Below are 14,243 nucleotides of genomic sequence, written 5' to 3'. Positions count from 1 at the left end.
CAGCCATGCGTGCCGAAAGCTTGCGGCCCTGGGTCAAGCACTACAATCATGAGCGACCCCATCGCTCGCTCGGCAAGAAGACGCCTATGCAGCGGCTCAGGGAATACCGTCAACAAGCTGCTTAGGTCCCACAACTAGTCGGATCCGGAGGGAAGATCGAGGATCGCGTCCAGCCGAGCGTCGAAGCGCGCCGCGAAATACCGCGCCCCTGCGCGCGTGAGGTGGCGGGTGTCCTGGCTGATGAACATCCCGTCTGGCGTGAACACCGGAACACGCCCGTCGTCGTCGATCACGAGCTCGATGTAGTCGAGATGGCGATCCCCCCAGATCCGCCGCAACGCGTCGTTCTCTTCGAGGGTCCCCGACTGCATGTGCGTGCGCTGCTCGAGATAGTCGTCGCCCCGATAGTTGTAGAAGATGCCGTTGTTCGTTCCGAAGTTCTTCGTTCCGACGGCCCAGAGGGCATCGGGATCCACGCCGAAATGCAGCACTTTCTCACGGCTCGGGGTTCCCCAGAAGAACACGTCGGCTACTGCAGCGCGCTCCGAGACGGGTGAGTCCGCCTTCGGATTGTAGATGTAGGAGATCTGCAATCGATCCGCGTGACGGGACTCGAGCAGGATGTTCGCCCAGTCTCGCGCGAAGCTGTTACCGACGACGAGCACTTTCAGCCGACCGTCGTCGACGAAATCGCGATCGTATTCATGGATCCGATCGTTGTAGAGGGCGTGCTGATTCCGGACGACCTCGCCCCGGGTGATCCCCAGCTCCGGAATGTCCTTCCAAACACCCGCGTTCACGTAGAGGTAGAGAGCGCCGGCGTTCGCGACGAGCGTTCCGGCGCCGAGCACGATCAGCAGCGTCCGCGTGCCGACGCATTGCTTGTTCCGGAACGGCTGTTCGACGAATGCGTAGGTGAGTACCGAGAGGCCCAGCGTGAGCGCGTACAAGACGACGAGGTGCTCCGGCTCGAAATCCTGGACCCAGGCGTAGCGAGCGAAGGCGAGTACGGGCTGGTGCCACATGTACAGACTGAAGCTGATCCTTCCGGTCCAGACCGAGATCGGGTTGGAGAGCAGTAGCGAGGCCACGCGCGACGACGAGTTCGCGGAAGCCACGATGCCTGCGCTGAGCAGAACACTCGAAACGAGCGCGACCTCGGGCGGAATCAGGCCGGACGGGGCGACCATCAGGGCGAGTAGACCGACCGGAAGGATCGCCGTCGCCGGATGTTCGACCACGCGACCACCGAGATGGATCGCCACGAGGCCGCCCAGCGAGAGCTCGAAGAAACGAAACGGGATCCAGTAGAACTTCTGGAAGTCGTCGAAGGGGCCCAGGAAGAGTCCGAAGGAGGCCCCCGTGGCGAGGATCAGAATGGGGGCGAGCAGATTCCGGCGGGCATGGCCGAGAGCCAGGAACAGGAACGGGTAGACCAGGTAGTACTGTTCCTCGACGCCGAGGCTCCAGGTGTGCATCAACGGCTTGTACTCGTTGACGACGTCCCAGTAGTCCCGGGTCGTGATGGACTGCAGGACGTTGTTCGCGAAGAGACTCGTCGCGACCACCGACTGGGAGAGATTCTCCAGATCGTCGGGCAGCATCGTCAGCAGCCCGATGGGCAGGCAGATCGCGCTGACGAAGAGCGACAGCGGAATGATGCGTCGCGTTCTACGCAGATAGAAGTCGACGAGCGAGAAGTCTCCGGCCTGGAGCTTCCGGTAGATGATCCCCGTGATCAGGAATCCGCTGATCACGAAGAAGACATCGACGCCGAGATAGCCGTTCGGCATGAAGCCCGAGTGAAAGGCGATCACCGGAATGACTGCGAGCGCGCGAAGCCCGTCGATGTCCGTTCGGTAGTCGCTCGCTCTCAAGAACTCGGGCATGGCACCATCCGAAACCGACCGCGCGCACGCGCGCAGGCCTTGAGCGCCAGCATTCTACTTCGGCTGCCCCGAGCGGCCGCGCGCGATCTCTCGGGTTCGGCGAGACTACCTTCTCTTTGCCGAGCGCTGCACGAATCGACGCATGCAGCGTGCACGTGCGTTGCGTACTCGAGCTTCGGCAACCCCGCTCCCGCCTATTGCGGCTCGATGTACATGAGCGCGAGCGCGGCGCGCTTGTCGAGGCTGTTCAGGAAGGGGAGCGCTTCGTCCCGGATCATGTCGCGCAGGCGCGGCGCCATCCAGGCGAGGGAGTCGCGCTCCTCGGGCTTGGCCGTCCGAAGGCGATAGAGGAGGTTCGCCATGAGCTGCTCGCGAAAGCCGTCGAAGTTGACCTCGTACATCATCTCGTCGAAGAGCCTCTCGGCGCTCTCGTCGTCGAAGATCTTCCGCACGATCTCGCCCTGGTCGACATCCCAGTTCTCGCCCAGATCCACGAGAAAGGAGCAATGCTCCCGCAATCCTTCGAAGCGGTCCTCTTCGTTGAACACCGCGCGCAATCGCGTCATGGGCCAGAGATCGAGCGCGGGGCGCGCCGATTCCGGGGCGATGTCCGCCAGGTCGAAGCGCCCCGTCGAGCGGACCTCGACGTTGTGCATGTTCTTGAAGTCGCCGACCGGCAGCAGCGTGCCGTGGAGGTCGACCAGGCCGTCCTTCGGGTTCGCGATCGAGATCGCGGTGCAGTCGAAGGGGATGAAGGCTCGGCGCATCGTCCGAAGGAACGGACTCCCGTGGAGCATCTGTGCGACGCCCGGCATGAAGCGCTTCACGTAGCCCGGCAGATTCTGCGGGTCGAGGCGCTCGCCGCCTCCTCCCGGAACGAGACTCGGGCTGCTCTCGATCCCATCGAAGGGCGAACCCAGTCCGATCGCGAGGGCGACCGCGCTGTAGCGATGGACGCGGCCGCTGCGCGGCGAGTGGAGGAAGCGACGCTTGTCCTTCACCCGGACCTGCTGCATCCCCAGCTGCATCGCGCGAAGCGCCACGAGCCCGCCCTGACTATGGCCGATCAGGATCATGCGGGGCGCGAACGCGTCGAAGATCCGGTTGATGATCTTCAGGGCCTTGTCGTCGGTGATCTCGGATCGCTGCCCGTCGGTATCGACTTCGAAATCGGGAAGGAAGCAGGCCAGCTCCGTGCGAAAGCGACGCTCGATGTCTTCGAAGGTCGCCTGGGTCTCGGCCGATCGCAGCACCGCGAAGCGCATCTCGGGAATCTCGGCGGCCTCGTCGGCGAGCCGCTCGAGGAAGTGGGACTCCGAAATCTCCGTGGCGATCCGCAGGCCGAGGGTCGAATCGTCGAGGTTGAAGATCTCGCGGATCACGTGCGGACGGTCCTCGACGCGATTCACCGAGCTCTCGAGGTGGTCGACGACTTTCTGGATCGTGTGCTTGCACTTGACCGCGCGGGTGACCTGGACGTCCTCGAGCTTGCGCCGCGAGTTCTCCTCCAGATCCTGGGCAGCCATGATGCCCAGGTTCGTTCGCGTGACGATCCGGCGGACGTTCTCCTCGTTCTCGAGGTGGTCCATCAAGCCGCGTCCGCTCGAGGCGGGACCGAACGTGCCGGCGACGAACTCGAGGAGGAAGTTCTTCGGCAGGATCGAGGGCCGCGACGGCGGGGGCTCGTCCCGCTCTTGCTCGACCGCGTCGGAGGAGCGCAGCAGGCAGTCCCCGGGCAGCATCTCCACGAGGCGGTCGGTCGCGTCCCGCAGGGCCTCCGCCGCCTTGTTCAGTCCGAGGAGATCATGATCCTGGGTGTTCTGCATTCTGATCCGATCCGTGGCCAAAGACCCCCTCAGCCGGGGCCCGCCCGAGCGTAGCAGGACCTGCGGCCGACGGGTCAGGCGGCTTCCAGGGCAACGCCGTCGATGGTGATGCGGTGCAGGAGACGCCGCTCGCCGTGGTAGTCGTTCATCGCCATGTGCCAGGTGGACCGGTTGTCCCAGATCGCGACCGACCCCGGGGCCCACTCGAAACGGCAGGTGAACGCATCGCTGCTCGCATGCGAATAGAGGAACTGGAGCAGGGGCAGACTCTCCTCCACGGTCCATCCCTCGAATCCGCGGGTATGTCCCGGGTTCACGTAGAGCGCCGGTCGCCCCGTCTCCGGATGGCGGATCACGCCCGGGTGCACGGCCCGCCCGACCAGGTCCTTGCCCTGGAGCATCCCCGCGAGATCCGTCTTGTGATAGATCCCGTCCTCGCCGTAGAGGTGGTCGTTCGAGTGGACCGAGCGGAGTGTGCAGAGCGTCTTCTTGAGGCCGTCGGACAACGCTTCGTAGGCGGCGTGCATGTTCGCGAAGAGCGTGTCGCCCCCTTGTCTGGGGAGCTCCCGCGCGACCAGGATCGAGCCCTTGGCGGGAACCTCGTCGTAGCTGTGGTCCGTATGCCAGCCACCGCCGATGTTCGTCTGCTGCTCCGGCTCCTTGCGGACCTCGGCGATCTCCGCGCGCACGTCGGACTCGGGGAAGAACTTGTTGACGACGATCGGGCCGAAGCGGCGCGCCAGCGCGATGTGGGCGTCGGGCGCGAGATCCTGGTCCCGAAAGAAGATCACGCCGTGATCGAGGAACGCGCGATGGATCGTCCCCCAGGTCTCGTCGTCCATCTTCGCCAGATCGACGCCGTGAACGACCGCGCCACAGCCGGCGGCGGCCGGTTCGATTCGAATCGAGGATCCCATCGCGTTCACGCCTCCCTGGTCACTCCCTCCAAGCTAGCCGAATGCGTTGATCGCGGAGACGGTCCGGGCGATGCTCGAAGCGCCCACCTCCCCGCCTTCCAGGAGAGCCGCATGTCCCGCCCCACCCTCCGCACCGCCTTCTGCGGCCGCGTCGGCATCGAATACCCCGTGATCCTCGCCGGCATGGGCCCCGTCGCGGGCACCGGAGAGCCCGTCGCGACCGGCGAGCTCGTCGCTGCGGTCTCGAATGCGGGCGGCCTCGGCGTCCTCGGCGGCGTCGCCTACTCCCCGGACGACCTGAGATCGGAGATCCGCAAGATCAAGTCCTTGACGGACAAGCCCTTCGGCGTCGACCTCCTCCTCTCGCCGAACTTCCTCGTCCCGAAGCCGAAGGACGCCGTCGTGCCGACGGCCCCGAGGGCCGACCAGCTCCCGCAGAGCCATCGCGACGCGATCGCGCGGATCGCCGCCTCCCTCGACATCGAGCTCCTCGAGGCTCCGCCCGAGAACGAAGTCCTCGGCCAGTGGATCGAGCCGGGCAAGAGCTGGGCGGGATCGCAGATCGAGGTCCTGATCGAAGAAGGGATCCCCGTCTTCGCCTCCGGCCTCGGCACCCCGGCGGTCTTCGCCGACGCGCTGAAGGCGAACGGCGTGACGATCCTCTCCCTCGTCGGAACCGTGAAGGCCGCACGACAGGTCGCCGCCGACGGCGCGGACTACGTGGTGGCCCAGGGCACCGAAGCCGGCGGACACACGGGCCGGATCGGCACCCTCGCGCTGCTGCCCCAGGTCATGGAGGCCGTCGCGCCCACGCCGGTGATCGCCGCCGGCGGTGTGGCGGGCGGTCGTGCCCTCGCCGGCGTGCTCGCGCTCGGCGCGGAAGCCGCGTGGTGCGGCTCCGCGTTCCTCGTCTCGAACGAGGCGAACCAGCCCGACCTCCAGAAGGACCGCATCCTCGCGGCCGCTGCCGAAGACACGGTCGTGACCCGGCTCTACAGCGGCAAGACGATGCGCAACGTGTCGAACCCGCTGATCGAGGCCTGGGAGCGGGAAGGCCTGCAGGCGCTCCCGATGGGCGCGCAGGGCGTCCTGATCCGCGATCTCCAGTACTCCGTCGAGCAGGCCGGTCGGAACGAGCTCCTGATGAACGCCGCAGGACAGACCTCGGGCATGTTGAACGAGCGGCGACCCGCGGCGGAGATCCTCGAAGAGATGGTGGCGGAAGCGGCCGAGGCCCTCGACACGCAGCTGAAGTCCCGGATCCAGGTCGCGGTCTGAGACGCGTCAGAACAGCGTGAGTCTTCGTCCGCGCGGCGCCGGGACCTTCTCGCTCTCCGGCAGCGTGCAGATCCGATCCATCCGCGTCGTGCTCCCGTCCGCGTACTCCCAGATCAGCTGCTCGCCGTCCAGGTAGCGGCGCACGACGACCGGTCCCCAGCCGAAGACGTGGAAGTCGAGAACGCCTTCGTTCCAGATCATGCTCGCGGAGGTGCGAGGACAGAACTCCCGCTCGCCGATCGTGAAGAGGACACTCCCCTCCGTGTCGTTGGTCGTGAGGCCCGCGGTGCTGTTCGGTCCGTAGTCGTGGATGATCCCCGAAGAGGTCACGACGACCCTTCTTCCGCACTGCTCGACCCGCTCGACGTGACCGACGTGACCGCCCTCGACACCGATCCAGAGCCCGCGGATGTCGGTCGCGTTCTCGGGGAGCGGCTCGGTGCAGTCCGCCAGGACGGGCAGCGGAAAGTGCTCGTAGCCGCAGCCCGGCGTGTTCCCCTTCGGAATCTCGAAGGAGGACCGACCGCTCCCATCGAGCTCAGGGAGCACGCAGTAGTCGAGGGCGCTGCCGTCGCCGGCCAGCGTCGCGGGATCGATCGTGAGCGGTGGTCGGGCCGAGAGGAAGAGCTGATAGAGGGCCGCTGCTCCGAAAAGCAGGACGATCGCGACGATTCGGAAGAGCCAGGACACGCGTCGATCCTAGCGAGGATGGACCCGCACGCCTCGTGCGCTCAGTTCACGTCGTATTCGGCGCCCGGCACCCGTCGGGTGAGCCCGGCATAGGCGTCCTCGGCGGTCCGCCCTTCGTAGAGGACGCCGTGGACCTCCTGCGCGATCGGCATCTCGATCCCGTGTCGCTCGGCGAGCTCCATCACGACTGCGCTCGTCTTCACGCCCTCGGCGACCTGGTTCATGTCGGCGATGATCTCGTCGAGGGTCTTGCCGAGGCCGAGCTGTTCGCCGACGAAGCGATTGCGGCTCTTCTGGCTCGTGCAGGTCGCGACGAGGTCGCCGACCCCCGCGAGCCCGGCGAAGGTCGCACTCGCCCCACCCATCGCGACGCCGAGCCGGGTGAGCTCGGCGAGTCCGCGGGTGATGACCGCACTTCGCGTGTTGTCGCCGACGCCGAGTCCGTCGCCCATCCCCGTCGCGATCGCGATCACGTTCTTGAGCGCGCCGCCGAGCTCGCATCCGATCACGTCGGTGTTCGTGTACACGCGGAAGACGCCGCTGTGGAGGACCGACTGCAGCTGGCGCGCCAGCTCGACGTCCTCGAAGGCGACGACGCTCGCGGCGGCGAAGCCCGCCATGATTTCGCGTGCCAGATTGGGCCCCGTCATCGCCCCCGCGCGGTGGTCCGGCAGGACCTCCCGGATCACCTCCGTCATGCGCAGGTGCGAGCCCGGTTCGAGTCCCTTCGCGAGGCTGACGACCGGAACCCAGGGGCGGATGTGCTTCGAGACCTCTTCGAGGGTCGAGCGCATCCCGTGCGAGGGCACCCCCATCACGACGACGTCCGCCTCGAGGACCGCTTCTTCGAGATCCCCCGTCGCGCGCAGGGAGTCGGCGAGGGGCGAGTCCGGGAGATAGGCCGAGTTCCGGTGATCACGATTGATCTCGTCCGCGGTCTCCCGTCGGCGACACCAGAGCAGCGTCGGTGTGTTCCGCGAGATCACGTGCGCCATCGTGGTTCCGAAGGAACCGGCTCCGAGAACGGAGACCTTGAGATTCATCGTCGTGCGCCGCCTTCCGGTTTCGGGAGCCCGGTCAGTCCTGGTGGAGGACGTCGAGATAGAGTCGTCGGACGGAGGCGATGTGATCGTCGATCGTCTCGACCTTCCAGTCGTCGGTCGGAACCGGGTCGAGGACCACGATCTCGATCGTCGAAGGCCGGATCACCGTCCCGTCCTTGGGCAACGCGTCGAGGGCGTTGCGAATCACGACCGGCACGATCGGCACGCCCGCCTGCATCGCCATGTGGAACGCGCCCTTCTTGAAGCGTCCGAGGCGAGGCGTGAGGGAGCGCGTGCCCTCCGGCGCGATCATGAGCGAGCGCCCTTCCCTGAGCGCCTCGACCGCCGGCCGAAGCGCCTCGATCGCCTTGCCCGTGTCCGCGCGATCGACGAAGACGGCCCCCGCCGCCGTGAAGATCGGCCCCATGATCGGCGTCGACTGGAGCTCCTTCTTGCCCACCCCGGTCACGTCGCGGCGGATCAGCTTCATCATGATCACCGCATCGAGCCCGCTCTGGTGGTTGAAGGTGAAGATCGCCGGCCGTTCCTTCCAGAGGTTCTCCTCGCCCTCGACGCGGATGTCGACGCCGGAGAACGAAGTCGCGAGGTCGCCCCAGACCGCCGAGCCCACGTTGATCGCTTCGCGCATCGAGCCGTTCAGCAGCCCGGCCGTCGCGCCCGCGACGACCGCCGGTCCGAGACTCGCGTAGCCGAGACCCGTTCGGACGATGTCCCCCCACCCTGCCCGACCGCGACTCTCGAATCGGCGAACGGGCCAGCGGCGCTCCTTCGCGATCTGTGCCAGCTGCCGGTTCGGGTTGAGGGGGCGCGGACGCCCCACGCAGTCGAGCAGCGGCAGGTCCTCATGGCTGTCCGTGTAGGCGTAGCTCTCATCGAGATCCAGGCCTTCGCGATTCGCGATCGCGCGGGCGGCGTCGGCTTTCCCTTCGCCCCAGCAGGTCGGATGGACGACCTCGCCGGTGAAGATGCCGTTCTCGACCTCGAGCTCCGTGCACAGGACGTGCTCGATCCCCATGTCGCGTGCGAGGGGAGCCGCCTGATAGCGGGTCGCGGACGAGATGATCGCGACGGTGTGTCCCGCCTGCTGGTGGGCTTCGACGAGCGCCCGTGACTCCGGATAGATCTTCGTCGCGAGGTGCTTCACGAACACCTCTTCTCCGATCTCCTCGAGGACACTCTCCGCGAGACCACGATAGGCGGCGGTCGTCGCGGACATGAGGCCCGAGAATCCGGTCCGCCCGGCGGCGAAGGAGAGCGTCCCGTAGAGCCCGTCGATCACCTCGCGCGGCGTCGTTCGTCCCGACAGCATCCGCTCGCGCATGAACGCGCCAGCCGAGAAGCCTGCGAGCAGGGTCTGGTCGAGGTCGAAGAACGCGCCGACCTTCGAGCCGCTCGGTCCTTCGCGAATCTCGCGGGTGAGGCGTTCGTGGAGGGGGGGCATGAAGTCAGCATGCCCGTCCGCACGTCCCGACACAAGAGGGGATCGCCCCCGACGGGCGCCAGGCCCTCGACCGTGCGTCGCCCCGGTGTTCAGCTCCGCAGGAAGCGACGAGCCCACGCCAGGAAGTCGCTCGTCACCTCCTCGCGATTCGTCTCGTTCAAGAGCTCGTGCCGCGCCTCCGGGTAGAGCCGAACCACGACGTCCTCGACGCCGGCCTCGCGGTAGCGGGACCCGACGAGCTCCACGCCCTGCCCGTTGGCCCCGACCGGATCGCGATCCCCGGCGAACAGGTAGATCGGCAGATCGGGACGAACGCCCGCGATCGCCTCCGCACGCGAGAAGACCTGCGCCGCCTCCCCCATCGAAGCGACGGACGCGCCCTCGACCATGAAGCCGCAGAGCGGGTCCTCGACGTAGCGATCGACCTCGTCCGGATCCCGGCTCAGCCAATCGAAGGCGGTTCGGTTCGGCGCGAAGGCCGCGTTCATCGCCGTAAAGGTGTCGACCCCGGGGTCGGGCGGGGACGCGGTGATCAGGTCGACGGCGGTCGTCCCCGACAGGGCCGCGGCGGCGATCCGGTCGCTCGACTCGGTCAGATAGTGCTGCACGACGAAGGAGCCCATCGAGTGGCCCAGCAACACGACGTCGAGCGCCGCGTGCGCCTCCCCGACGCGATCCACGAGCGCGGAGAGATCGTCGACGACACCGCGCCATCCGTCGGGGCCGAAGTCCCCGAGCTGCTCTTCGGAACGCACGGTCCCGCCGTGGCCCCGATGGTCGATCGCGTAGACCACGAAGCCCTCGTCGTTCGCGGCCTCGGCGAAACGCGCGTAACGAAGGGCGTGCTCGCCCATGCCGTGCGCCACGACGAGGACACCCTCGGGCGACGACGCGGGCTCCCAGCAGTGGATCGCGGGGCACTGCCCCTTGTCTCCGCGCGACATCGAAGAGAGCGAGTACGTCATGGCGCCAGCATACCGCCGATCGCGTGCGCGGAGGCGCGCGTCGGGATCCTGCTAGTCTCGCGGGCCGCATGGCGAACAAGGAACGGACTCCGGACGTCCACGAGGACGAGCAGCTCCGGCTCCAGCGGATCGAGACGCGCGTCGTCGAGGGCCTCTTCGAGCACCCGGGCGTGCTCTCGCGCCCGGAGGAGCACCGCCTCCGCTACGCCGTCGTGCTGGCGGGCCTCGACCGTTTCCAGCCCGGCGCCGCGGTCAAGCACGGGCGCTCCCGCCATCCCGAGGTCCGCGTCCGGTCCCGTGCCCTGAAGCGGCTTCGCGCGGCCGTTCTCGGCGAGATCGCCGATGCACTCTTCCGCGAGCGGAAGAGCCTGCGCGCCGTCGAAGCGGCCTCCGCGGCCCTCGCCCGGCAGCGCGCGCTCGTCGACCGGGCGCGGAGCGAGGTCCTCGAGACCCATGCCGACGATTTCTCGGCCCGTCACCTGGATCAGGAGATCGGCATCAAGACCCTCGTCAACGTGGCCGGCGGCGGAGGCGGTTCGGCGTGGGTCTATCTCGGCGCATGGGACGTGTTGCAGCGCGCGGGCATCGTCCCGGGCTATCTCGTCGGCTCCTCGATGGGCGCGGTCCTCGGCCTCTTCCGCGCGGCGGCGAAGGACGTCGACTTCGACACGTACTCGCGGATCGCCAAGTCGATCGCGACGGAAGAGATCTTCCGGTTCGTGAGCCTCAAGACCCGCTTCGGCTTCCCGGGCATGGCCCGGCTCTACCTCTCCGGCGCGATCGGCGACCCGCTCCGGGCGATGGCGGGCCGGCCCGACGGGACGGCGCTCCGGCTCTGCGATCTCGCCATCCCCTTCGACGCCGTCGTCGCGGGGATCCGCCCGGATGCCCTCGGCGAGACGCCGGAGCAGTACGCCGCGTCCCATCACCTGCACGAGGACCAACGTCCGGCGCCCCTCCAGATGCGCGCGCAGATCGCCGTTCAGCTCGTCCGCCTGGTGCAGTTCGTGAACCCGCGCGTCGCGAAGGAGATCGTGCTCGGGGCGGACGAGGAGACCGTGCTCTTCGATGCGATCGACTGCGTGGGGTTCTCGGCGGCGATCCCGGGGATGCTCCACTACGACATGACCCGCGACGATCCGACGATGGACGCGGCCCTCACGTCCCTCCTGGAGCGGGAGAACGTCGTCGCCCTGGTCGACGGAGGCGTCGCCAACAACGTTCCGAGCGGCCCCGCGTGGCGGCAGGTTCGCGACGGGCGAATCGGCACGCGCAACGCCTACTACCTGGCCTTCGACAGCCTCCACCCCCAATTCTCGCCGGGTCACGTGTGGATGCAGCCCCTCACGCGCGTGCTCGCTCTCCAGGTCGCTCCGAACGATCGCTATGCGCATCGCCGAATCGAGTTCGCCCCCACCCTCTCGCCGATCGACCTCATCCCCCCGTCCGAACGCCTCGACCGCGCCTTCGCCTGGGGGCGGCGCCAGATGGCCGCCGAGCTCCCCCGGATCCAGAAGTTCTTCGAGCGCGTGCGCTGGGTCGCGGCCTAGCAGGTCGTCGGAGAATCAGCGTACCTGGCTCCGCGGGGATCGTTCGACGGGCTGCCCGCTGCCTACGCGATGCCGGTCGGGCGGTTCGATCGCCGCGCTGAACGAACGTTCGTCGCTCCCACACGGCTCGAGGATGCTCGTCGGAGTCACTGCTCGGTGTAGAATGGACCAAGCGCGTCGTCGCCCCCCAGACGCCCCTCGAATGCGAGGCTCGAGCGGGCGAGGCCCGCCCTTCGGAGCCGAGCATGACGGACCGGGACAGCGTGAGCACGCAGGAGCGTTTCGGCGACTGGCCGGTCGGCCCCGGGCGGGAGGTCGTCTTCCTCCTCGACGCGGCGTCCGCCCTCGAAGAGCGGATCCTCCACGAGTGGATCGATGCGCACCGTCCGGAGGGCACGCCCTTCGCGGAGAGCGACGTCGTCGCGATCGCCTCGACCCGCCGCCCCGAACGCAACCGCGACAGCAGCGGTCTCGATCCGATCCTGGCGACTCGCGACGATGCCTACCTCGCTCCGCTCCGCGTGTTGTGGCTCCCGAAGGTCGACCCGACCGAGCACGAGGCCAGCCTCTGGGATCTGCTCCGACTCGGGGACGACCGCGATCCGGGACGGCTGCGCGAACGATTCATCCGGCGCTTCCGGCCGGAGCGTTGCCAGGTGGTCGCCGCGGAGCCGGCGACGGTCGCTGCGCTTCGGGAACGCTGGCGCGCAGCGGCGGGCACGGACCTCGGCGAGACCGTCGGGCTGTCGCGCTTCGTCAGCCGGCAGGCCGCGCTCGCCCTCGACCGTGCCGAACGCAGATCCCGCGACGCGCGCTACAAGGTGGCGCGCTTCCTCCACGAACAGATCCTCGCGACGCCGGCCTTCCAGGGCGGTCTCGAGAAGCTGGCGAGAGAGACGGGCCAGTCCTCGGCGAGCGTTCGACGGGCCGCCCAGCGCTACCTGAAGGAGATCGCGGCCAAGCACAGCCCGCGGATGATCGACGTCTTCGCCGGTCTCTCGCGCTCGATGGCGACCCGAGGTTACGACGCGGTCCGCTACGACCGGGGTCGCCTCGCCGAGATCCGCGCGCTCGCACAGCAGCACCCGGTCGTCTTCCTCCCGACCCACAAATCGAACGTCGACCACATGGTCGTGTTCCATCTGCTCCACGAAGACGGTCTCCCGCCGCCCCACACGGCGGGCGGCATCAACATGAACTTCTTCCCGCTGGGCCCCCTCGCCCGCCGGGCCGGGATCTTCTTCATCCGCCGCACCTTCGCGGACAACCCGGTCTACAAGTTCGTGCTGCGCGCCTACATCGACTTTCTGGTCGAGAAACGCTTCCCGCTCGAGTGGTACATCGAGGGAGGACGCTCGCGATCCGGCAAGCTGCTGCCCCCGCGCTACGGGATGCTCTCGTACGTGGTCGACTCGTTCTGGCGGGGCAAGAGCGACGACGTGATCCTGCTCCCCATCTCGATCGCGTACGATCAGATCTCGGAGGTCACCGACTATTCCTACGAGGATCGCGGCGGCACGAAGCAGGCGGAGAACGCCGTCTGGTTCGCGAAGTACCTCGCGCGCCTCGGCGGCGAATACGGCAGCATCGAGATCTCCTTCGGTGACCCGCTCTCCCTTCGCGAGGCCCTCGGCGCGCCGCAGGGCGACGCGCTTCCCCTCGACGATCTCGCGGTCCCGAAGCTCGCGTTCGAGGTCTGCGCGCGCATGAACCGGGTCACGCCGATCACACCGATCGCCCTCGGCATGCTCGCCCTCCTCGGGCGCGGCGACCGCGCGATGAGCGTGAGCGAGATCCTCTTCGCGCTCCGCAACCTGGCGAGCTTCGTCTCACGGCGAGGGCTCCCGACGACGGCCAAGCTCGACTTCGAGACCGAGGAGGACGTCCAGACGACCCTCGACCCCCTCGTCCGGACCGGCGTCCTGCAGCGCTTCGACGAGGGACCGGAGCTGCTCTACTCGATCAAGGACGGACAGCACCTCGCGGCGGCCTACTACCGCAACACGCTGATCCACTTCCTGCTGAACGGCGCCATCGTCGAAGTGGCGCTGGTCAGTGCCAGCGAGCAGGACGACGGCCGGCGACTCGAGGCGTTCTGGGAGGAGGCGATGCGCCTGCGCGACCTCCTCAAGTTCGAGTTCTTCTTCTCGGACAAGGAGGTCTTCGCGCAGGAGATCGAGTCCGAGATCGGCTTCACTTCACCCGCCTGGAAGGAAGAGATCATCCGGCCCGGCGGTGCCCGGGACCTGCTCGAACGGATCCGCCCCTATCACGCACACCGCACGCTTCGCGCGTTCGTCGATGCCTATCAGATCGTCGCCGACCGGCTCTACATGTCCGGCGGCGAGGCCGTCGAGGACCGCGCGGACCTCCTTTCCGACTGCCTGTCCTGGGGCAAGCAGTACACGCTCCAGCGCCGGATCCGCAGCCCGGAGTCCGTCTCCAAGGTCCTGCTCGACAACGGCATCAAGCTGGCCGAGAACCGCGGGCTGATGGCCGGCGAAGGCACGGCGGTCGAGGCCGACCGCGCCCTCTTCGTCGAGGAGGTGCGCGACACGATCCGGCGCATCCGCGTCGTGAACGCGCTCGCGCAGCAGCGCATGGCGGGCGCGCTCGATTGATT

Annotated in this window: 10 protein-coding genes; 3 read left to right on the top strand and 7 right to left on the bottom strand. The window is 67.7% G+C overall.

Translation table 11 applies throughout. From position 1 onward, the window contains the following. Positions 1 to 134 precede the first annotated feature (134 nt). The 3 genes from NXI30_22805 to NXI30_22795 form a co-directional block, all read right to left on the bottom strand. On the bottom strand, positions 135 to 1,889 hold the full coding sequence (locus NXI30_22805) for an acyltransferase (GenBank protein MCR9097061.1): 1,755 nt from the start codon (positions 1,887 to 1,889) through the stop codon (positions 135 to 137). A 194-nt stretch (positions 1,890 to 2,083) separates the two neighbouring features. Further along, on the bottom strand, positions 2,084 to 3,715 hold the full coding sequence (locus tag NXI30_22800) for a hypothetical protein (protein MCR9097060.1): 1,632 nt from the start codon (positions 3,713 to 3,715) through the stop codon (positions 2,084 to 2,086). Between the two features lie 74 nt (positions 3,716 to 3,789). After that, positions 3,790 to 4,632, bottom strand: a complete 843-nt coding sequence (locus NXI30_22795; GenBank protein MCR9097059.1) for a TauD/TfdA family dioxygenase — start codon at positions 4,630 to 4,632, stop codon at positions 3,790 to 3,792. Between the two features lie 111 nt (positions 4,633 to 4,743). Here NXI30_22795 and NXI30_22790 point away from each other — a divergent pair, with 111 nt between their 5' ends. Next, entirely contained in the window at positions 4,744 to 5,910 is a 1,167-nt protein-coding gene (locus NXI30_22790) for a nitronate monooxygenase (GenBank protein MCR9097058.1), read from the top strand. A gap of 6 nt (positions 5,911 to 5,916) precedes the next feature. On the opposite strand, the gene NXI30_22785 is transcribed toward NXI30_22790, so the two are convergent. From NXI30_22785 to NXI30_22770, 4 genes are all read right to left on the bottom strand, one after another. Further along, a complete protein-coding gene (locus NXI30_22785) occupies positions 5,917 to 6,600 on the bottom strand; it encodes a hypothetical protein (GenBank protein MCR9097057.1) in 684 nt (227 codons plus the stop codon). Positions 6,601 to 6,641: 41 nt separating this feature from the next. Beyond that, positions 6,642 to 7,643, bottom strand: coding sequence for an NAD(P)H-dependent glycerol-3-phosphate dehydrogenase (locus NXI30_22780; GenBank protein ID MCR9097056.1), 1,002 nt, complete (start codon positions 7,641 to 7,643; stop codon positions 6,642 to 6,644). 34 nt (positions 7,644 to 7,677) lie between these two features. Continuing rightward, the gene (locus tag NXI30_22775) at positions 7,678 to 9,105 is read right to left on the bottom strand and encodes an HAD-IB family hydrolase (protein MCR9097055.1); all 1,428 of its coding nucleotides are present in this window, start codon (positions 9,103 to 9,105) and stop codon (positions 7,678 to 7,680) included. Between the two features lie 89 nt (positions 9,106 to 9,194). After that, entirely contained in the window at positions 9,195 to 10,070 is an 876-nt protein-coding gene (locus tag NXI30_22770) for a lysophospholipase (protein ID MCR9097054.1), read from the bottom strand. Between the two features lie 68 nt (positions 10,071 to 10,138). Between NXI30_22770 and NXI30_22765 the strand changes: the two genes are divergently transcribed. Together NXI30_22765 and NXI30_22760 are read left to right on the top strand one after the other, a co-directional pair. After that, on the top strand, positions 10,139 to 11,620 hold the full coding sequence (locus NXI30_22765; GenBank protein ID MCR9097053.1) for a patatin-like phospholipase family protein: 1,482 nt from the start codon (positions 10,139 to 10,141) through the stop codon (positions 11,618 to 11,620). A 245-nt stretch (positions 11,621 to 11,865) separates the two neighbouring features. After that, entirely contained in the window at positions 11,866 to 14,241 is a 2,376-nt protein-coding gene (locus NXI30_22760; protein MCR9097052.1) for a glycerol-3-phosphate 1-O-acyltransferase, read from the top strand. Positions 14,242 to 14,243: the final 2 nt, after the last annotated feature.

This window comes from bacterium (assembly GCA_024742285.1).
GTDB lineage: Bacteria > Myxococcota_A > UBA9160 > UBA9160 > UBA4427 > UBA4427.
The sequence above is the reverse complement of the archived record's forward strand: the minus strand, read 5'-3'. Positions and strand labels throughout refer to the sequence as shown.